17 protein-coding genes are annotated in these 21,157 nt (G+C 58.0%); 7 read left to right on the top strand and 10 right to left on the bottom strand.

The window, feature by feature from the left end:
- Genes ACR0JW_RS15225 through ACR0JW_RS15210 form a run of 4 tightly spaced genes read left to right on the top strand, consistent with a single transcriptional unit; the run spans position 1 to position 4,269 of the window.
- Positions 1-894, top strand: coding sequence for a 2-dehydro-3-deoxygalactonokinase (locus tag ACR0JW_RS15225; protein ID WP_480714143.1), 894 nt, complete (start codon positions 1-3; stop codon positions 892-894).
- Positions 891-1,496 (top strand): 2-dehydro-3-deoxy-6-phosphogalactonate aldolase, encoded by a 606-nt coding sequence (locus ACR0JW_RS15220; protein ID WP_480714142.1) that lies wholly within the window; start codon positions 891-893, stop codon positions 1,494-1,496. Before ACR0JW_RS15225 ends, ACR0JW_RS15220 begins: the two co-directional genes overlap by 4 nt.
- Positions 1,493-2,353 (top strand): SMP-30/gluconolactonase/LRE family protein, encoded by an 861-nt coding sequence (locus ACR0JW_RS15215; protein ID WP_480714141.1) that lies wholly within the window; start codon positions 1,493-1,495, stop codon positions 2,351-2,353. The genes ACR0JW_RS15220 and ACR0JW_RS15215 overlap by 4 nt, the downstream gene beginning before the upstream one ends.
- On the top strand, positions 2,350-4,269 hold the full coding sequence (locus ACR0JW_RS15210) for a beta-galactosidase (protein WP_480714140.1): 1,920 nt from the start codon (positions 2,350-2,352) through the stop codon (positions 4,267-4,269). The genes ACR0JW_RS15215 and ACR0JW_RS15210 overlap by 4 nt, the downstream gene beginning before the upstream one ends.
- Positions 4,270-4,307: 38 nt before the next feature.
- On the opposite strand, the gene ACR0JW_RS15205 is transcribed toward ACR0JW_RS15210, so the two are convergent.
- The 9 genes from ACR0JW_RS15205 to ACR0JW_RS15165 form a co-directional block, all read right to left on the bottom strand.
- Complete coding sequence (locus ACR0JW_RS15205; protein ID WP_170681332.1) at positions 4,308-5,585, bottom strand: ABC transporter permease subunit; 1,278 nt, start codon at positions 5,583-5,585, stop codon at positions 4,308-4,310.
- Entirely contained in the window at positions 5,582-6,502 is a 921-nt protein-coding gene (locus tag ACR0JW_RS15200; protein ID WP_170611235.1) for an ABC transporter permease, read from the bottom strand. Before ACR0JW_RS15200 ends, ACR0JW_RS15205 begins: the two co-directional genes overlap by 4 nt.
- Before the next feature lie 12 nt (positions 6,503-6,514).
- Entirely contained in the window at positions 6,515-7,627 is a 1,113-nt protein-coding gene (locus ACR0JW_RS15195; RefSeq protein WP_170681330.1) for an ABC transporter ATP-binding protein, read from the bottom strand.
- A 116-nt stretch (positions 7,628-7,743) separates the two neighbouring features.
- Positions 7,744-8,868, bottom strand: a complete 1,125-nt coding sequence (locus tag ACR0JW_RS15190; protein WP_170611241.1) for an extracellular solute-binding protein — start codon at positions 8,866-8,868, stop codon at positions 7,744-7,746.
- A gap of 142 nt (positions 8,869-9,010) precedes the next feature.
- Positions 9,011-10,984, bottom strand: a complete 1,974-nt coding sequence (locus tag ACR0JW_RS15185) for a beta-galactosidase (protein ID WP_480714139.1) — start codon at positions 10,982-10,984, stop codon at positions 9,011-9,013.
- Positions 10,981-12,627 carry an amino acid ABC transporter permease gene (locus ACR0JW_RS15180; protein ID WP_170681326.1) on the bottom strand — a complete coding sequence of 549 codons (1,647 nt, stop codon included), beginning with the start codon at positions 12,625-12,627 and terminating at the stop codon, positions 10,981-10,983. Before ACR0JW_RS15180 ends, ACR0JW_RS15185 begins: the two co-directional genes overlap by 4 nt.
- Before the next feature lie 74 nt (positions 12,628-12,701).
- Positions 12,702-13,451: a basic amino acid ABC transporter substrate-binding protein gene (locus ACR0JW_RS15175; protein WP_170611251.1), complete on the bottom strand. Its 750-nt coding sequence runs from the start codon at positions 13,449-13,451 to the stop codon at positions 12,702-12,704.
- Between the two features lie 22 nt (positions 13,452-13,473).
- Positions 13,474-14,520, bottom strand: a complete 1,047-nt coding sequence (locus ACR0JW_RS15170) for a LacI family DNA-binding transcriptional regulator (RefSeq protein WP_170681324.1) — start codon at positions 14,518-14,520, stop codon at positions 13,474-13,476.
- The gene (locus tag ACR0JW_RS15165) at positions 14,520-15,272 is read right to left on the bottom strand and encodes a sugar phosphate isomerase/epimerase family protein (RefSeq protein ID WP_170681322.1); all 753 of its coding nucleotides are present in this window, start codon (positions 15,270-15,272) and stop codon (positions 14,520-14,522) included. Before ACR0JW_RS15165 ends, ACR0JW_RS15170 begins: the two co-directional genes overlap by 1 nt.
- A 213-nt stretch (positions 15,273-15,485) precedes the next feature.
- On the opposite strand from ACR0JW_RS15165, the gene ACR0JW_RS15160 reads away from it, so the two are divergent.
- Genes ACR0JW_RS15160 through ACR0JW_RS15150 form a run of 3 tightly spaced genes read left to right on the top strand, consistent with a single transcriptional unit; the run spans position 15,486 to position 19,319 of the window.
- On the top strand, positions 15,486-17,684 hold the full coding sequence (locus ACR0JW_RS15160; protein ID WP_480714138.1) for a family 1 glycosylhydrolase: 2,199 nt from the start codon (positions 15,486-15,488) through the stop codon (positions 17,682-17,684).
- Between the two features lie 25 nt (positions 17,685-17,709).
- Positions 17,710-18,636, top strand: a complete 927-nt coding sequence (locus ACR0JW_RS15155; protein ID WP_170681317.1) for a carbohydrate kinase family protein — start codon at positions 17,710-17,712, stop codon at positions 18,634-18,636.
- A gap of 17 nt (positions 18,637-18,653) precedes the next feature.
- A complete protein-coding gene (locus tag ACR0JW_RS15150; RefSeq protein WP_480714137.1) occupies positions 18,654-19,319 on the top strand; it encodes a D-lyxose/D-mannose family sugar isomerase in 666 nt (221 codons plus the stop codon).
- A 1-nt stretch (position 19,320) separates the two neighbouring features.
- On the opposite strand, the gene ACR0JW_RS15145 is transcribed toward ACR0JW_RS15150, so the two are convergent.
- Complete coding sequence (locus ACR0JW_RS15145; protein WP_480714136.1) at positions 19,321-21,030, bottom strand: tetratricopeptide repeat protein; 1,710 nt, start codon at positions 21,028-21,030, stop codon at positions 19,321-19,323.
- Positions 21,031-21,157: the final 127 nt, after the last annotated feature.

The raw sequence follows: 21,157 nt of genomic DNA, 5'->3' as shown, positions 1-21,157 counted from the left end.
ATGAACACAGAATGGATCGCGGTTGATTGGGGAACCTCCCATCTGCGCGCCTGGGCAATGCAAGGCGATTCCGTGCTGGATCACGCCCAATCCGACCGGGGCATGTCACGTGTTGCGGGGCGCGGTTTTCAGCAGGCCCTGCTGGACCTGATTGGAGGCTGGCTTGGCGCTGGTCCGACCGATGTGGTTGCCTGCGGCATGGTTGGCGCCCGGCAGGGTTGGGTCGAGGCCCCCTACTCTGCGGTTCCGTCCCCGCCGCTTCCGGAAATGCCAATCCGTGTGCCGGGCACTGATCCGAGTATTCGCGCGTTTGTGGTGCCGGGACTAAAACAGAACGACCCCGCCGATGTCATGCGCGGCGAAGAAACCCAGATCGCAGGATTTCTGGGAACCCGACCGAACTGGGACGGCGTGATTTGCCTGCCCGGTACGCACACGAAATGGGTTCAGGTCAGCGCTGGCGAGGTCGTCAGTTTCCGCACATTCATGACCGGCGAAATGTTTGATCTGCTTCAGGGACAATCGGTCCTTCAACACTCGGTTGGCACCGGCTGGGATGATGCCGCTTTTGCGGAAGCCGTAACAGACACCCTTTCAAAGCCGGAGCAGATGGCGGCCCGTCTGTTCGGCCTGCGCGCGGCTGACCTGCTGCATGGCCAGGGCAAGGACGTGGCGCGTGCGCGCTTGTCCGGTCTGCTGATCGGTGCGGAACTTGCAGCCACGCGCGCCTACTGGCTGGGTCAGCAACTGGCCATCATCGGCGCGGAAGGACCATCAGAGGTGTACGCCAAGGCGCTACAGCTACAAGGTGCATTTGTTGAATCGGCGGATGCCACTTTGGTAACACTGGCAGGTCTGGCTCAAGCGCGACAACTCACGAGGCAAACCGCATGAGCCGTCCGATCATAGCCATTTTGCGCGGATTGCGCACGGATGAGGCAGCCCCAGTTGGTCAAGCGCTGCTTGAGGCCGGTATCGACCGGATCGAAGTCCCCCTGAACTCTCCCGACCCGCTGGAGAGCATCCGCATTTTGTCCGCCACCTTCGGCGATCGCGCGCTTATCGGTGCAGGAACCGTGCTGACACCTGAACAGGCCGAGGCAGTTGCGACCGCAGGCGGGAGACTGATCGTGTCCCCGAATTGCGATGTGGATGTCATCAGCAAATCGGTCGCGCTGAACATGCAAAGCTGGCCGGGCGTCTACACACCAACCGAGGCATTCGCTGCACTTCGCGCCGGCGCCACCGGGTTGAAACTTTTTCCCGGCATTCTTGCCGGTCCCACCGGATTGGCAGCGTTGCGCCCTGTCCTTCCCGACGGAACACTGGTGTTTGCCGTCGGCGGAGCGGGCCCGGACAATTTCCGGGACTGGATCAGGGCTGGCGCGGACGGCTTCGGAATCGGATCAGCCCTGTTCAAACCCGGAATGAGTGTCACGGACATTGCCGACCGCGCCGGAAAGATCGTGGCGGCGTATGATGAGGCCGTGGAATGACCGAAATCTATGACGAGCGTCCCTGCGCGTTGGGCGAAGGGCCGCTCTGGCATCCGGAACGGCAGCAGTTGTTCTGGTTTGACATCCTTAACCGGTGCCTGATGACAAGGGATCAATCCGGGCAAAAAAGCTGGGATCTTGCCGAACATGTTTCTGCAGCTGGCTGGGTGGATCTCGACACGTTACTGATTGCGTCGGAAACGGGATTGTGGCGCTTTGGCCTAAGCAATGGCAGAAAGGAACTGGTCACACCGCTTGAAACCGATAACCCGGTGACACGTTCGAATGACGGGCGGGCTGACCCATGGGGCGGGTTCTGGATCGGGACCATGGGCAAAAAAGCTGAACACGGCGCCGGGGCGATCTACAGATATTGGCGGGGAGAGTTGCGAAAACTGGTCCTGGACGTGACAATCTCGAACGCGATTTGCTTCGCACCTGACAGGTCCTGCGCGTATTTCGCGGACACCGCTTCCGGGCAGGTTCGTCATTGGAAACTGGAGGACAAAACCGGTTGGCCCATTGGCGACAGCTCGGTGTTTCTGGACTTTCGCGATGCCGGGCTGAACCCTGACGGAGCCGTAACGGATGTCGCAGGCAACATCTGGATCGCGCAATGGGGGGCTGGCCGTGTCGCTGTTTACAGTCCCGAGGGCAGTTTTCTCCGCGCGGTTTCCGTTCCGGCCGCCCACACCTCGTGCCCCGCATTCGGTGGTGAAGACCTGACCACTTTGTTTTGCACAACGGCCCGCCAGGGTCTGGATACGGACGTAATCGAAGCACAACCCACCAATGGCATGACCTTCGCCGCCCACGGCGCTGGTCAGGGTCGGGCAGAGTATCGGGTCATCCTATGAAGCCGGAATTGGGCGTTTGCTATTATCCCGAACATTGGCCCGAGGAAATGTGGGAAAATGACGCCAGAAGCATGATCGAGGCCGGCCTGCATTGGGTTCGGATCGGGGAATTTGCCTGGAGCCGGATGGAACCGCAACCGGGAGAATTGCAGTTCGGCTGGCTGGACCGGGCGATTGAAACGCTTGGCTCGGCCGGTCTGAAGATTGTTCTGGGTACGCCAACGGCAACACCACCACGCTGGATGCTGGACCGCCATCCGGACATTCTGGCAGTGGACGCTGTAGGGAACCCTCGAAAGTTTGGATCAAGGCGTCACTATTGCTTCAGTCACAAGGGTTACGCGAACGAATGCGGCCGCATCGCCCGGATCATGGGTGAGCGGTATGGGAGCAATCCTCATGTGGCGGCCTGGCAAATCGACAACGAATATGGCTGTCACGACACCACAATCAGCTACAGTCCGGTGGCGTTGCAGGCTTTCCGCCTTTGGCTCGCCGCCGAATACACGAGCATAGACGCGCTGAATGAAGCCTGGGGTAACGTGTTTTGGTCAATGGAATACAGTGATTTCGACCAGATCGACCTACCAAACCTGACTGTGACCGAGCCGAACCCGGCGCATGTCCTGGCCTTTCGTCGCTTCAGTTCTGATCAGGTCGCGGCTTTCAATAAGGTTCAGGTAGATGAACTGCGTCCGCTGACGGATGCACCATTGCTGCACAACTACATGGGCCGCGTGTTGGAGTTCGACCATTTCGCGGTGGGCAAAGACCTCGATATCGCCACGTGGGACAGCTATCCCATCGGTTTTCTGTCTGACAGGCTTGAAGCGGATGAGGATCATAAATCTGCGTTTCTGCAGCAGGGTGATCCGGACATGCAGGCCTTTCACCATGATCTTTATCGTGCCGTTGGGCGCGGGCGCTGGTGGGTGATGGAACAACAACCCGGACCGGTGAACTGGGCCCCCTATAACCCAGCCCCCCTGCCCGGAATGGTTCGGCTTTGGTCCCTTGAGGCCGTCGCCCATGGTGCCGAGGTGATAAGCTACTTTCGTTGGCGGCAGGCCCCGTTCGGGCAGGAACAGATGCATGCCGGTCTGTTGACACCGGACAATCGCCCCGCTCCTGCATTGGATGAGGTCAGGCAGACCGCAGACGTTCTGACCGGATTGGGGGAAGTGAGGCCATCGCGTGCCCCAGTTGCACTCGTGTTCGACTACGCCTCGGACTGGGCTTGGAAAACACAGCCGCAAGGTGCCGGCTTCGATTACTTTCGGCTGGTTTTTTCGGCCTATTGCGCCCTTCGCCGTGCTGGGTTGTCTGTTGATTTCGTATCTTCAGCGGACAAGTCCGCGGAAAAGTACAGGCTGATCCTTGCCCCCGGTCTGGCAACGCTGGATGACGGGTTTGAAAGCAGGCTGTCGGAAAGCTGCGATCTTGCCATCCTCGGGCCCCGAACAGGGGCAATCACTTCTGAATTTCAAATACCCCGGACGGGCCGTCCCGGCCTGAAAGCACTTAGTTGCAATGTTGACCTTGTGGAAACGCTGGCCCCCAACGTTGACCGCGCGGTCATTGGCGGCGGAGTTGCAAGTCACTGGGTCGACCGCCTGTCAGGGGACGCCCCCGATCTGCTTCTGTTTCAGGACAAGTCCCCGGCGCTGAAAGGCGCTGATGGGCTTTGGTATCTGGCGGGGTTTCCGGACGAGGCCCTTTGGGACCGCGTGATTGCTTTGGCCGCTCAAGAGATTGGCCTGTCCTTGCAACCAATGCCACGTGGCCTGCGCCGCCGCGAAACTGCGGATCACGAGATCCTGATTAACTACAACGCTGATCCCGTGGAATGGAACGGCCATGTAATTGATGGATGCGATGTGATCATCCTAAATCGCAAACCGCCCGAACAAGACTGACTTGTCCGGGCGGTGGTCTGGTGTTGGGCGAGTTACGTCTAGTCGCCGCTGTTCAGGCTGTTGGGGTCAAATGCCCCGCCGAAACCCCCGCTTCCACCGTTCGAATCCGAGGGCTGTTCTTCGGGTTCCGAAGCACCGTCGCTCTCCTCTCCGCCCAGTGTATTTGGCGCGAACACGTTTCCAAAGCCGCTGTTGTTCGACGGTTTCGGAGCCGATTGCTGGGCGTCGCCCTGTTCGGCCTGTTCCGCCTCGCGCTTTTTGCGCTGTTCTTCGCGCTGCTTGCGCAGCTCCTGAATCCGCTGTTCTGCCTCTAGGCGCTTCTCTTCTTTCACATTGGCAATGCACTGCGCGGGGTTATAGGCCGTAGCAGTACCCACAACGGTGATCGTTGCGACCGAGAAGATAACCAGCAATACGGCGGCGGTGTTGCCTGAAAAGAAGCTGGGCAGTTTGATCTTGCCAGCCAATTCCTCAACCGTGGCCTGTTTGCGGGCCGCCGCGACCAGTTCCTGACGTTTCAGCTTTGCCTCGTTCAGCAAGGCAAAAAACACGGTCAGCGCCACGATGATGAAGGCCAGGGCCGAGATCGCAGGCGTGATACCATAGCGGACCTTCTGCGCCAGTTCGATTGTCAGGGTCGGGTATTCACCGAAGGTGAAGGTGGTCGTGTTGTAGTTCTCGAACGAAGCGAGGAACGCCAACACTGCCGCCGACGCAATCGCAGGGCGCATGAAGGGCAACAGAATCTTGCTAAACGCCTGGGCATGGCTTGCCCCGAGATCCAGCGCCGCTTCGGTCAATGCCACATCATAGCGCTGCAGACGCGCCACCAGCACCAGCATGCAATAGCTGGCAATAAAGGTGGACTGGCCGATCACCGTCAGGAAGATACCGTTGGACAGGAAGCTGTCGGCGCCCAGGCCCAGAAACCGGTTGATCCTGTCCCAAAAGACCAGGGTCGAGATACCCAGAACAACACCCGGGATCAGGATCGGCGCGATGATGACGGTGTAGTAGGTCGCCCGAAGCTTGGGCCAGATCTGGGTCAGCATCAGCGCGCCTGCCAGACCCATAGCCACCGACAGTACAACCGTTCCGGCACCGATGATCAGCGAGTTCTTGATACCATTCAGAATACGCTGATCCTGAAACAGCTCGCCGAACCACTGAAAGGTCAGGCATTCCCACGGACTCATCCTCGGGAACCCGGACGAGTTGAAAGCGGTGATCGACATGATCACCAGCGGGCCCAGCAGGTACAGGAAAAAGATGACCAGATAGACCCAGATGCTTATGCGGAGGAAGGAATTATTCATTTCCCGATGTCCCCCATGTTCACTTTGAACACACGCATCATCGCCAGAACGAACAGGATACAGGTCACCAGCAGCACGATGGCGTAGGCGGCCCCCTGCGGCCAGTCATTGTTGTCGTTGAACTGCTGATAGATCAGCTGCGTGAACCACAGCGACGATGGACCGCCCAGAATCTGTGGCGCGGCCAGCGCACCGGCGGACAGCATGAACACCATGGTACAGCCAGAACTGATACCCGGCTTGGCATATGGAATGACCACGCGCCAGTGAATCCGCCACCAGGGCGCACCCAGATCCCTCGCCGCTTCGATCTGGTTTTTGTCCAGACTTTCAATGACGTTATACATCGGGAAGATCATCAGCAGGATGTAGGCATAGCCCAAACCCGCATAAAGCGCGATATCGTTGCGAATGAAGTCGAACGGCGTATCCCAGATCCCCAGTCCCACGAACAGCGTATTCAGAACACCGGTCTCGCCAAAGATAATCCGCAGGGCAAAGGCGCGCAGTATTTCATTGATCCAGTATGGAATGATCAACATGATCGCGAAAATACGGATTTGATTGCCCTCAGTCTGGCCCAGATAATAGGCAATCGGATAACAGATGATCAGGTTGAAGATCGTCACGCAGACCGCCGCGACAAGCGTTCGAAAGAACACCCGCAGATCGACCACGTTATAATCCTGACTGCCACCCTCGGGGCCATAGATCAGGTATTTGTAGTTCTCCAGCGTATAAACGTCCTTGGGCCCGCCGATTTCAGGCGGCGGAAGGTTTGGACGGAAAGAGAAGTCCAGCATCGACAGCTGAGGCAAAATGATCAGGCCAATGGTCCAGAAGACCACCAAACCCAAAATTGCCAGTCCCATGCCGGTGCCGTTGCGATTGAAAAATTCTTTCAGAAACCGGGGCATAAATTCTTCCCCTTATTCCGCTGCCAGCTCACCAGCAGGAACCAGAACCGCGTTGCGGGTCTCGTATTCCAGCGTGATGTTCCGACCGGTGTGATCCTCGAAAGACTGTCCGTGGTTCGGGATCGACACTTTGATCTCTTTGCCGCCTTCACCTTCGGTGAAAATGTTAAAGACGTTGCCCTCGAATTCTTCGTGGTTGACGCGGGCAGTGACGAAATGATTGCCCGTTGCACTGTCCGGCGCTATGGCGAAGGCTTCGGGACGGATGAACATCATCGCGTCGTCCCCTTCCTTCATCTTGCCCTGATTGGCGGTCGAAATCCGTGCAACCAGCTCACCCGAGCGGTTGGTCGAAATCAGGGCCTCATTACCCATCACCTGCTTGATTTTGCCACGAAAGACATTGTTTTCGCCCACGAAAGAGGCTGCAAACGCCGTATTGGGATCGTTGTAAATGGTTTTGCCGTCAGCGATCTGGTCGATGACACCTGCTCGCATCACGGCGATGTTGTCCGACATGGTCAGCGCCTCACCCTGATCGTGGGTGATGTAGATGAACGTGATGCCCACACGCTGTTGAATTTCTCTCAGTTCGGTCCGCATGTGCTGGCGTAGCTTGAGGTCCAGGGCGGACAGTGGTTCGTCCAGCAACAAAACATCAGGTTCGGCACACAGGGCACGTGCGATTGCCACACGCTGACGCTGACCGCCCGACAATTCGCTGGGCAGTTTATCGCCCTGCCCCGGCAGCGCGATCATGTCCAGCAGTTCGTCCGCACGTTTGCGACGTTCGGCAGCGCTGGCGCCCTTGATTTCCATCGAGAAGGTGATGTTTTCCCAGACCTTCATCAGCGGAAACAACGCGAGGTTCTGAAAGATCAGCGCAGTAGGACGCTTGTTGGGCCCGATTCCCCGCATATTGTTGCCGCCGATCAGGACGTTCCCTTCACTCGGCTCAAGAAAACCCGACACAGCGCGCAGAATGGTTGTCTTGCCGCAGCCCGAGGGGCCGAGGAACGAAAAGAAGTCGCCCCCGTTGATGTTTACGTTCGCATCTCGCACGGCGACAAAATCACCGAAGCGGATCCACAGGTTTTCCAGATCGACTCCGACCCCTGCACTCATTTTTGGTATCTCCCTGGAGCACGGCCCGCGACCGTGTCACATTTCTATCCGTCGCACCGGGGCGGCGTACGGAAACAGCCCCCCGCGCCAGCGCGAGGGGCCAGATTTCAAGGCGATCAGGCGCTCTTGAACTTGTTGACGAACTCGGTCCGGGTTTCCGCGTACCAAGGTGCTTCGGCCGGCCACGGATTGAGGTTGGCCAGCGAGTCACCTGGATAGGCCTCGGCGAAGTTCTTCTTGTAGGTGTCCCCCGAATATTGGTCGGCACCCAGCACCGGCGAGTTGTAGCCGTGGCTGTCAATTGCAACACCAGCAGGCTTGGCCTGATAGGCAAAGTCGATGAATGCATAGACCTGGTCGATATTCGCCGCACCTGACGGCATCGAAATACCGTCAACCCAGGCCATCGCACCTTCAACAGGCGCCTGATAGTGCACAGGCTCACCGGCAGATTTCAGGGCCAGCGGCGGGCCGTCCCATGTTTGGCCGACAACGACGCCTTCATTCAAAAGACCGTTCTTCTGTGTGTCCGCGTCGTTCCAGATCAGCTTGATCCGGTCCTTGCGCGCGATGCACCAGTCGGCGATCTGACCCCAGACCTTGCGCATGGTCTCTTCGTCGCCATATGCGGCCCAGACCGAACCCGGCTCCATCTCACCGGAACGCTCCATATAAAGACCGGCACCCAGCATCATCGAGTGCGCACGGCCCATGGTCTTGCCGGCGTTTTCCTCGGACCAGACGTCGCCATAAGACGGTGCGTCGCCTTCAGGCAGCCACAGATCAGTGCGATATGCGATGCCTTCGGTGCCCCAGATATGCGGCAGCCAGTGCGCGCCACTATCGCCGAAGTTCCAGGCATCCGTGCCGATCTTCGCCATCGCCGGGTTCACCAGATCAATCGGAACCTTGTTCATGTCAAACGGCTGCAGCAGTTCCAGCGGCTCCCACTGGAGCGAGCGGTTGTTGGTGGGCGAGATGATGTCAAAGCCCTGGCCTTTGGTGGCCTTCATCTTGTTGATGATTTCTTCGTTCGACCCGATACCGGTGTAGTTGACCTTGATACCAGTCAGGGTCTCGAACTCTTCGATGAAGGACGGCGGCAGGTAATCCGACCACATCAGGATGTTGATCTCACCCGAAGATGCCAAAGCGGACTTGCTGTATAGTGGCGCTGCCAGCGCCGCTGCACCGGCCCCTTTAAGGACTGTACGACGTGTTACAGTTTTACGGTTTTCCATTGAGTGTACTCCCATTGTTGGAACGTCTTGTTTTTGTTTTGTAGTCGCAGGCTAGAACTTTGCGGCAAGCCTGTCAGGCCAAAAGTGACAGTTGACAAAAATAATAGGTCCAGATCGTCGGCCAACCGATTGGAAAACCTGGTTAAGCCACTGAGCCATCACGCCAGATGGCCAGGTCACACGGGCCAATACTGGCTCGTCCGACCAAAAATCGGCGGCTTTTGTCTTCTGGCAATGTTACTGCGACGTCACCAAAATTGAATGCGAATGTCAGGTCGCCACGGCGGGTGATGCGCACGTCAGGCCCAAGATCACTGCCAATTACTCCTGCCCAGTCCAAAGTTTCGGCGACAATCGCGTGCAGCAGCCCTTTTCGCGGAATCATCGCCAGGTAAGTGGCACGCGCCGAACGCACGGCCGCCGGGCTTCCATCGCGGTAGGGGCTTTCGAATCGCGCGATAACGTCCTGATCCGTCTCCACGATCTCGCGCCAGCCTGTGAACCCATGCGTCTCTCCATTAGTCAGGCGAACGCGTTCTGCCGCCAAATCCGGCAGCGACTCCACCCGCAGGACACGCAGTCCGGTCAAATCTGACAAAAGTCCGGGTGCCAGCCCCTCGGGGGTATGCATGTCGGGCGTTTTGCTGCCAGACCGTGCGCCGATCAGCAATTTTGCCGTGCAGTTCTTCAGCTTCTCGGCAAGATCGGGTGTGATGATCATGCTTTGCGGCAATGCAACCAGCGCATAGCCTGACAAATCGCTGTCCGGCCCCACGAAATCCAGATCCACCCCATACCGCCGGAATGCGGCATACCATTCACGCACGATCTGCGCGTTTGGAAACGCATCGTCATGCGGAAGGATGTCCGCAGCCCAAATCGACTCGTAATCCAGCAGCATGGCGACCTGCGCCCTGTCACAGACTTGTTCCGGCAGGTTATCGCGTTCCGCTGCAACCTGCGCCAGCTCGACCGATGCCTGATCCGGGCTGCCATCCGATCTCAGCAACGCAGTATGGAATTGTTCCTGAGCGAACTTGGCCTGGCGCCACCGAAAAAACATCACTGCCTGAGCGCCATGCGCATAGGCCGCCCACGTCCATAGCCGCACCATTCCATCCGCTGGCGAGGGGTTTTTCTCTGCCCAATCTACCGGACCTGGCTGCTGTTCCAGCACCCACATCCGGCCATTTCCCTGACTTCGGCACAGATCGCAATGAAACCCCTGATAATCCGGTGCCCCGGTGCGTAGGTACCGGTGCTTTTCCTCGTCCGTCAGCGTCGAACCCAGCATGTTTCCCAGCGGGTAACTGTCGAAACCCACGATATCCAGATCAGCACCAACGGCGTGATGATCAAACTCGAAACTGCCCGCCATGAAGTTATGCGTGATGTCCCGGCCCGGTGAAAACTGCCGCAGGATATCCACCTGGGTCCGATTGAACAGCCGCACCCGGTCCGAAGAATACCGCGCGAAATCAAGCGAATGGGTCGGGTTGGGCATGGCAACCAAACCATTCGGCAGCCCGATCTGATCAAAGTCCGAATAGACCGTGCTCCAGAAAACCGTTCCCCAAATCCGGTTCAGGTTTTCAATCGTCGCGTACCGCTCGGCCAGCCAGCGCTGAAAACCGCGGCGCGCCGCGTCCGAATAGCTGAGAACGGTATCGTGGTCATTGTATTCATTGTCGATCTGCCAGGCGTGAACATGGGGGTTCTGCCCGTAACGGCGGGCATATTCGGTGGCGATCCGCCTCGCTTCCGCCAGGTAGATGTCGCTGGAGAAACAGTAATGCCTGCGCGATCCGAACCCGCGCACCCGGCCATCCGGACCCACAGGAAGGATCTCAGGATGCTGATCAATCAACCATTTCGGCGGCGCGGCAGTGGGCGTGGACATCATCACACGCAAGCCAGCCTCGCCCAAAATGCCAATCACCTCGTCCAGCCAGCCCCATTTGAACCGCCCGCGCTCAGGCTCGATCAGACCCCAGGTGAACTCGGCAATGCGCACCCAGTCCAGCCCCATGTCCGCCATCCGCGCAGCATCGTCACGCCACTGCGACGCGTCCCATTGTTCCGGGTAGTAGCAGACCCCAAGTTCCAGTTTACTCATCTGTTTTCTCTTGCGGTCCGCCGCTCGATCCATTTCAGGAAGCTGGCGCAGCCAAGGGTAATGACCACGTACAGAATGGCCGCAGTGTTGAACGGAGCGAAAGGCAGAAAGCTGGCGGCCTGAAACTCGCGCATGCGCTGAGTCATGTCGCGCACCGACAGAATTGACAGCAATGACGTATCTTTGATCATGGCGATGAATTCATTGCCCAATGGCGGGGTCACGATCCTCAGCGCTTGCGGTAGAATGATCAGCCGCGCGGTCTGCCAGCGCGACAGGCCCAGTGATCCGCCCGCCTCGATCTGTCCACGTGGGATGGCCTCGATGCCGGACCGGAAGATTTCGGCCATATAAGCCGAATAGCCCACTGAAATGGCGATGATACCACGGGTCATGTTGGTCATGTCGATGCCGCCGCCAGTGGCATCCTTGACCGCGCCCGCCAACGGCAGACCGATGTAAAGGATGATCACCAGCATCGGTATGCCCCGTATCGTGTCCACAAAGAACTCGGCCCCGACCGCAAGAGGATGCAGCTTGTGCTGCGCCCCACCTATCGTCAGGGTCAGAAGCAGAAAGCCGAAAACCGCAAAGGCCAGCGCCGGGTTTCGGTATTTGTCGGGCAGGAACGTGGTCTGCCAGATCACCGGATACCCTTTGGTATTTGTCCCGGCGGGAACAAAGGCACCCGACACGCTGTCCACGGACTCGATCTGATCCAGTGCGCTGGCGGCATCCGGTGCGCTGCGAATGCGGTATTGCTGACCTTCTCCGCCCTCGAATTCGCCAAACCGAATGATGTCTGCCTGCGCCTGCGGCGTACCGCGCACAATGGCAATGCGGGCCTCGGTTGTACCGATCAGTTCATAGCTGACCTGCGGCTGCATGAAGAAAAAGGCCGAGACTGCCAGCAGGGCCAGACTGATCGAGCCATAGACCACCGTTGTTCTGGCCTTGGGCTTGAAAGATTGCAATCCGACCCAGATCAGCCCCAGGATCGCGGCAAAGATATAGGCAAATATTGCCGCCCGGAAGGTGATTGCGACACCGGTCGCAAACTGCCAGTGCGCCATGAACATCAGGTAAAACAATGCGGCACCGGTAAGAATCTCCAACCCCAACCGGACATAACCGCGCATGGCAGGTGGCAGGTTTGGCGAAATCAAGATCACGGCTACCAAAGCCGCATAGGCGCAAAGCAGTATCTGCAAACCGCTCTGAACCTGTTGAACCACTTCCGGAAAAAGAACCCAAGTCTGTTCTGATCGGTCTATCAGCGCCGACGTATTTTCGCTAAGCGCGTGAAAGAACACGGATTCGGCAAATGGCATCAAAATTTGTGGGGCCACGAAGCCCAGAACCGCCAGCGCTGCGGCCGCTGGCAATGCCGCCAAAGCCGCGCCGCGCAGCCACAAGGGCGCGACCGTCTGAAACCGGGCGTTGCGGGCGCAAAGATAACCCAGCGCGGCTACTGTCAGGATCAGCAGGAACCCGACAAAGATCGCGCCTGCATTGTTGCCGATTCCCAGGATGGCGATAAGGGATCGCAGGTATTTTGAAGACGTTGCAAAGAGATAGATGATAAACGGGGCCGCAGCGAGCAATACAAGATTGCTCGGCCGGATCGAGCTGAGGCGGGACATGGGATTTCTTCGACCTCTCTGCTGGGGTTGGATCCGGCGGTCAGAACCGCCGGACCTTCTGTTCGTTCAGAGGATCACTCGGTACTCCAGTACTTGCCGACCAGGGCATCCAGCGTGCCATCTTCCTTGATCGCCGCCAGCCCTTCGTTGATCGCGTCAACGGTGGCGTCACCTTCCTGAAACACGATGCCCAGCGGATCGGACTGCAGGCCGGTGATACCCACGGTCAGTTCACCTGCAAACTCCTGCTCGTACGCCGCAGCCGAAGTTCCGTCGATGATGACGCCCTGCACATCGGCGTTCTGCAGCGCCAAAATGGCGGCCGAGAAATTATCATACAGGCTGACATTCTCACGCCCGACCAGTTCTTCGGCCAGCTGTGCATTGGTGGTACCGGTTTGCGCCGCCAGTTTCTGGCCGCCAGCCTTGAAGTCATCCAGTGTCATGTCAGAGTTATCGACCTGCAGCAGGATGGCCTGGCTGACCACGATATAGGGGTCCGAGAAATCCATGGTTTCTTCGCGTTCCGGCGTGATCGACACGCCCGAGATCACCAGATCGAATTCGCCCTGTTGAAGCGCGGCAAAGATGCCGTCCCAGGCGGTGTTCACGAAGTTCGGAACGCAATTCACCTTTTCACAGATCGCGTTCATCACATCCACGTCAAAACCCACGATCTGGCCCGTGGATTCATCAACGGTTTCCATCGGTGGATAGGTGGCATCGGTTCCGATTTTAAGCACGCGCCCTTCCAGATCGGCGGCCATGGCCACGGGTGCGGTCAGCGCGGTCAGCGCCGCAGCGGCAAACAAGTTCTTGAACATTTTCGTCTACTCCTCTGTTGGTTCAATTTGTGTGCGCCGTTTGCGGCGCGGCAGTGTCAGGTTGCCGCTCGATCAATCTGGCCCTGATCTTTTTTTGTGTCCTTGTGGGGTCGGCCCCCTCCAGCGTTTTCAGCATGTACTCGCCCAGCAATTGGCTGGTCTCTTCGATCGGAACATAATAGGTGCTGGGTGGCGGCACGAAGTACCGACTGAGTTGCAGGTCATCGGTCGAGATGACCACAAGATCCCGCCCAATCCTGACGCCAGCGCGATGCGCGCCGGACAATACACCAAGCGTCATCGCTTCGTTTGCGCATATGCAGGCGCTGGGTCGGTTCGGCAGGCGCATCAGATCATCGAAAACCCGCTGCCCCGTTTTTGCAGTGACCGGACCGTTGAAGATCAGTTCCGGCTCTACCGGCAAACCACCGGCCAACAGTGCGGTGGCATAGCCTTGCTGTCGTTGCGTCGCATAGATCAGATTCTTTGGCGGGTTGGCCAAGGCGATACGTCGGTGCCCAAGCCGGATCAGGCGCGCCGTTGCATCATGCGCTGCGGCCTGACTGTCCAGATCGACGTAAGCATGTGGGGCTTCACTTTCGCTCATGCCCATGGTGACGAAGGGAAAGTCTTTTTTCTGCAGGAACGCGATGCGCGGATCGTCGTGTAATGTACCGGAGAAGATCACACCATCGGCCAGCCCGTCCTGAACAATCCGGCCCAGTTTTGCCATTGCATCTGTGACGTCCGAGACGCTGAACACACTCAACTCATACCGCGACCCCTGAAGCGCACTGGAGATTCCAGCCACGATACGGGTGAACTCCACCCCTTCCCACTCATCGGCCGTGTCCGGGGATACGCTGACCAAAACCGCAATGCGATAGGATTTGTTGGTGCGCAGTTTCAGCCCGTCCAGATTGACCCGATAGCCCATTTTAGCTGCTGCGGCCTGGATCACTTCGCGCGTTTCCGCCTTGACCGAAGCCGCCCCGCGCAGCGCATTGGAAACGGTTCCCACCGAATAGCCGGTTTGTCTGGCTATCGACTTGATCGTCGCCCGCGCCATTACCCGACCCCGGCCAAAAACCGGTCGCGCAGGAAACGACGGCCAGAGTTCAGTATTTCTGAGTGGTTTTGCGTGTCGTCATGTTCGACAAAAATGTCAGTGCAGGCACTGTCGGCCAAGGCCTGCAATACTGGAGCCCAATCAACCAACCCCTGCCCCGGCGCACACCAGAGATCACCCTCCGGCCCGGCTCGGGGCTTCACGTCCTTTGCATGCGCCGACGTTATCCGGTTGGAATATCGGTTCAGTAGATGGTGGGGTTCAGAAACGGCAGATGCCAGCCATCCGATATCCGGCTGCCAATACAACGCCTTTCTGGACAATATGATATCCAGCGGCGTTTCACCCCTGGGGCCGACCATTTCAAAGTCATGGTTGTGATACGCCAGACATATGCCGTGCTCAGCCAGACGCGCGGCCCAGTTTGCCAACTGGCCCGACACTACCCACCATCCCTGGGCAGTGTCGGGCCTGGCCTCGGGCGCCAGCCAAGGCATGACGGCCACTCGGCATTCCAAACCCTTCAGCAAGGTGATGATTTCTTCGAACCGGCTTTCGAAGTCTTCCCATTCAAAATGTGCCGACCGAACCTTCAATCCGGATTGCCCCACCTGCTTTGTCATTTCCGATACAGAGAGACCGTGAAACCCGACCGTCTCAATATCGGCAAATCCGCAGTGCGCGACCAGATCAAGCTGAGATCGTAGATCGCCAAGCTGGCGCACGGTATATAGCTGGGCTGATATCCGCATTTACACCGGTTTTCGCTCATTGAAACGTTTCAAACATCGTGAAACAACCCGCCCTTCTTTGTCAAGCACCGAAAAAAGCTGATGTCCTGTCCGGATTCCAAGACGGGTATTTGAGCAGAAGAAGTCATTTTTGACTGCGCATACATCTGGATTGCCGCAAAAGGACCTGATAAATGATAGCGCAATCATTCCCGACCCCGGCAGGTTCCGAGCATGAATTTCAAACGCAGCGACTTTCCCAAAGATTTCCTCTTTGGCGTGGCGTCACCTGCCTGCCAGGGCGAGGAAGCCAACAGGGATGATCCGCGTCAGGTCGGGCGGGAAACACTTCCGGCTTCGACCGAAAACTTGGCTGGTTCGGCGTATGACCCCCTCAGCAAGCTGGAACAGTGGCTCGATCCGGTAAGCGAGGCCGGGTTTGACGGCTTGGCTTTCACGCTCAGCTGGACACGGGTGATGCCCGAAGGCCGCGGCGCGGCCAGTCCGGATGGTCTTGATTATTATGACCGGCTGGCAGACGCTTTGCTGGACCGTGGCATACGCCCCTGCGCCACCCTTTTTCACAAGGGCTTGCCCACGGCGCTTGCGGACCTGGGAGGTTGGCGAAATCGCGATGTTGCCGGCTGGTTCGCTGACTTCACGGAAGTCATAATGGGCCGTGTCGGCGACAGGATGTACAGTGTCGCACCAATTTGTTCGACACTAGACGTTATTGAACCAAATCACCGCAACCCAGGCCAGAACATCACACGGACTACCGCCCGGACTATGCACCATCTGCTGTTGGCGCATGGGCAGTCGATCCTGTCCATGCGCGGGCTGGGCATGACAAATCTTGGCGTCATGCTGGATGTCGACCAGGCTGAAATTGCGACTACTGATGACCAAGGAGAGCGCACAGTCGGGAACGGCTCCCGATCACACGTGCGCTATATCAACAACGCCCTGTTCCGCAAAACCTATCCCGTAGACGAACCGAACAAGTTGGAGCAACTTCTGCCACATGGTTGGCAGGATGATTTCGAAACGATTGGCGCGCCGATAGACTGGTGTGCCCTCAACTGTATTTCGAGCGAAATCGCCGATCCGCCAGACCGGCCGGAACAGAAAACCAGTCCTGAACTTCCGAAGCTTCTGTTACATATACAACAGGAATACTCCGGCGACCTGCCCATCTATGTCACCGACGGCCTTCAGCGGAGCCTCGGTCAGCGCACAGTTGAACAAGGGACCGAACGCCTGAACCAAGCTCTTGGAACGGTTCAAACTGCAATGGATCAAGGCGTGCCGGTCGAAGGGTTTTTTGCCCGATCCTTGCCTGGCGATGATAAGTTTGCAGAAAACGGATCGTTCGAGGCAATAAAGAACGCGTTGTCAAAAGTAGAGGTTCTGGCGCGTCCCATGGCGCAGCCTGCCGGTCGAATGCACGAGCATTGGAACCTGGTTGCCGATATCGGTGGGACCAACACCCGGCTCGGAGTGATTTCGAACGGGCAACTGACCGAATTGCGAAAACACCCGACGGGCAACCTTTCCCAATTGCTCACGGCCTTCCACGAGATGAGGGACGACATCGGAACCGACCCGCGCGCGGTGGTCGCGGCCGGGGCCGGGCCAGTCAAAAATGGAACGATCAGGTTGACCAACGCCCATCTGGACCTGTCCGAAACAGACATCGGGCGGGCAACGGGCGCGCAGAATACATTCGTCATTAATGACTTCACCGCGGCCGCCTGGTCGGTAGCGGAAATCTCATCAAGTGATGTCGATGTCCTGCAAGGATCCGAAACACCTCCGCCCGGAACCCGGCTGGTGGTTGGACCGGGCACTGGTCTTGGCGTTGGCGCCTTGCTCCGCTCGGAAGGGCGCTACCATACCGTGTCGGGCGAAGGCGGCCATATCGGCCTCTCTCCGCGCCATGATGATGAGGTCGAGGTCTTCCGCGCTGCCCGAAGCATCGCGCCCGATTGTTTCTTTGACGACAGTCTGGTGCTGGAAGCCGAGATGTTTCTGAGCGGCACCGGCCTGCCGGTTCTGTATCAGGCTGTTGGCCTGGCCGCGGGTCATGCCGACACGCCAAAACGCAACGCTCGGGACATCCTGCAGGATGCACGTGCGCAAACTGATCCGTTCGCGGTGAAGGCGGCGCAAATGTTCACCACGCATCTTGGCGCCATGATGGGCGATCTGGCGGTGACCCTCATGCCATTAGGTGGCGTTTATCTGGTTGGCGGTGTGGCAGAAAAGAACCGCTGGCTGTTTCGTGACGCATTCTGTGCGGCCTTCAATGCAGGTGGCCGCTTCAGTGAGTTGCGCCGGTCGATGAACCTCTATGTTTCAGAGGAGGCTGAATTCGGCATAATCGGAGCAAACAACTTCTGCAAAAACGCCCTGCGCGACAAGGGCATCTGATCTCCAATCCGAAAGGACCCCTATCTTGATCCTGTGTTGTGGCGAAGCTTTGATTGATATGATTGCCTCTCCGACGCTGTCCGGGGAACAGGGGTTTGTGCCCCATTCCGGCGGTGCCGTTTTCAATACGGCCATTGCACTGGGTCGTCTTGGGGCGCCGGCCGCGATGCTGACAGGTTTGTCTACGGACATGTTTGGCCGACAACTGGAAAAGGCGCTCAACGACAGTCATGTCGATACCACGCATCTGATAACATCAGACCGCCCAACAACGCTGGCCTTTGTGCAATTGCAGAACGGGCAAGCCACATACAGTTTCGTTGACGAGAACACCGCAGGACGCATGCTGCGCCCGGAAGACATGCCAGAACAGCTGACAACGGTATCAGCAATGTATTTCGGCGGGATAAGTCTGGCGTGTGAGCCTTGTGCTGATGCGTATGCCGCGTTGCTTGACCGCCACGGATCGGATCGCGCTGTCATGCTGGATCCGAATATCCGCCCGAGCTTTATCAAGGAACCGACCAGATACCGCACCCGCCTGAACCGCATGATTTCGCAAACCGATATCCTCAAGGTTTCGGACGAAGATTTGAACTGGATCATACCGGGCCCGGAACTTTTGGAAGAAAAGGTTCCTTTGCTGCTGCAGGCCGGTCCTGCCGTGGTTTTGGTCACTCGGGGCAGCGACGGCGCTTCCGGGTATCTTGCTGATGGATCGAACGTCTCGGTGCCGGTGAAACCGGCAGAGGTGGTCGACACGGTAGGCGCCGGCGACACATTCAATGCAGGCGTGTTGGCCCAGTTGAACGGGTCGGGTCACCTGACCAAACCGCGCTTGCGTAATCTGTCCGGCACCCAGTTGCGCGCGGCCCTCGAAATGGGGGCCGAAGTAGCTGCCGTTACCGTATCCCGCGCCGGGGCAAACCCGCCATGGCAGCACGAGCTATAAGAAAAGGAAGGTCTTTCGTGAAACGATCCGAAATCAATCGCATCAAGGCAGAAGCGCAGGCCTTCATCCAGTCTTTCGGGGCGGTTCTGCCACCCTTTGCGGACTGGTCGCCCGATAAAGTCCGCAGCCCGCAAGCTGCAGGTATCCGCGAACGAGGGCTGGGCTGGGATATCACCGATTACGGACAAGGTCGGTTTGATGAACTGGGCCTGTTTCTGTTCACCCTGCGCAATGGCGACGTGACCCAGCTAAATCAGGGGCGTGGCATGCTGTATGCCGAGAAACTGCTGATTTCGCGGGACAAACAGCTTTCGCCCATGCACCGGCATATCATCAAGGCTGAAGACATCATCAACCGTGGTGGTGGTGATCTGGTTATGGAAATCTATGGATCTGACGCCGGGGGCGGCATAGACCGCGACAATGCCGTGACCGTACCCAGCGACTGTTGCCCCGTGACAATCCAACCAGGCGAGCATCTGCGGCTGAAACTGGGCCAGAGTGTCACACTCATGCCCGGCATCTGGCATGCTTTCTGGGCGGAACAGGGCGATTGTCTGATTGGTGAGGTGTCCACGGTTAACGATGACCGTACCGACAACGTGTTCGAAGATCCCATTCCCCGCTTCGCCTCAATCGAGGAAGACGTGGCCCCCGACTTTTTGCTGGTTGCGGACTATTAAATCAGGTGTCGCCGGGCAGTCCTGCGTCGCTGAGACTGCGCAGCAGTTTCTGCTTGAATGCTTCATCCAGTTGCCAGATGGAGAGTGTTTTCAGCGCGTTGGCGGAAAACTCCGGCTGAAGTCTCAGCAGGTCACGGATTGCAGCCTTGGCGCGATCCGGCTGACCGGCTTCGTGACTGAGGGCGGCGCGCCACAGATGCGTCCAGAAAAAATCCGGCATCTCGATCTGGTTCAGCTCGGTCAGGGCCTGTTCGAATTCACCCTGATCAAACAGGTAGAAGACACGCGGGAACCGATACCAATGGGGGTAAACCAGATTCAGCGCAATCGCGCGATCCACCAGTGCCAACCCCTCATCCCAGTCTCCGCCGAAGGCCAGGCGCATACCATAATGTGCCAAGATGGCCGCATCATTTGGATTAAGGTCAATTGCTGCCGCACCCGACTTCCGGAAACCATCCATGTCACCCATGACAAACCTCAGGTTCGCCAGCATCAGATGAGCCGTCGGCAGGTTGGGATCGATCTGCAACGCCCGGCGCGCAGCCACGTTTGCAGATTGCAGTACCTGAGTGCGATCGCCACCCAGATTGAACCGGACCTGCTGCAGATAAAGGTTCGACAGAACCGCCCATGCCTCGGCGTAGTCAGGATTTTGGTCAACCGCTTTCAGAATGCAGGATTTGACCTCGGCGTGGCGACTGAGGTTTATGCGGATCTGATAGGCGTAATACTCGAGAACGCAGTCATAGGCGTCCCGGTTTCTGGGCGGTGTACGGGCTGCGGACCGCATCGCGTCATGTGTCAGCAATCCGTATTTGCCGGCCAACTGCCCGGTAACGTCTCGGACTATCTGATCCTGAGCACGATAGATCTCGGACGGGGACCGCCCGACAGAATAACTGCGCATCCAGACATACCACGCCTCGGCCAGATTGATCAGTCGTGCCGACAAGCGCAGGGAATCTCTGGTTTCCAGAACGCTGCCTTCAAGCGCGTAGTCCGCTTTGAATTCAGTCCGGAGCGTCTGCGGATCGGTGTCGCCGCCCCGAAAACGCCCAACCGTCCCCAGTGGCAGAACCCACAAATCGTTGAACCTGATCAGTTCTGTCGTCAGTTGTTGCGTAATGCCATCAGCCAGAACCAAGGGCGCCTCGCCCATTGAATCAAACGGCAAGACCGCAATGATTGGCCCCTTGGGCAACCCCGGATCTCGTTCCGAGGGCGGGTCATACAAGACAGACCATCCCGCCCAGATCACTGCACATACCACCCCAAGGCACGACGCCAGAATTATTCTGGTGGATCGCGACCGGCCTTCCTTTTTCATAGGCTCTGATGCGGGTTGAACAGAACTGGGTTCGGCGGACGCCATCCGTTCGAACCGCGGCGCATAACCGCCCTTGGGAATGCTGAGACGTATCGGATCGTCGCGACCAGGACCGGCATAGTACCCATCGATGTCCTGACGCAGACGGCGCGCTTCAAGCCGGACAACCGGATCGGATTGCTGATCGAAACTGGCATCGCGATCAAAGACCGACATGGCAATCGACACGCCCTTGATATGGCCAGCCCGCCCGGCCAGATACTCGTCGACCACAAAAGCCAAAAAGGTTCTGCGCTGGGGCGTCGCTGAAAACTCCGGGTGGTCAAGAAGGCGCTGCAGCTGCGTGCGGATATCCTGCTCTGATATGGCCAAATCCGGCATCCAGTTCTGAAAAATGGTTTTGTTATCGGCTCTTATGGCAAATGTTTCACCGCTTTTACATCCACTACCGCCCAGGTAGCAACATGTTCGCACTTCACGAGCGCGCGCGAATGCATAACAGCCTTTG

It is taken from the genome of Ruegeria sp. BG6 (assembly GCF_056538465.1).
The sequence above is the reverse complement of the archived record's forward strand: the minus strand, read 5'-3'. Positions and strand labels throughout refer to the sequence as shown.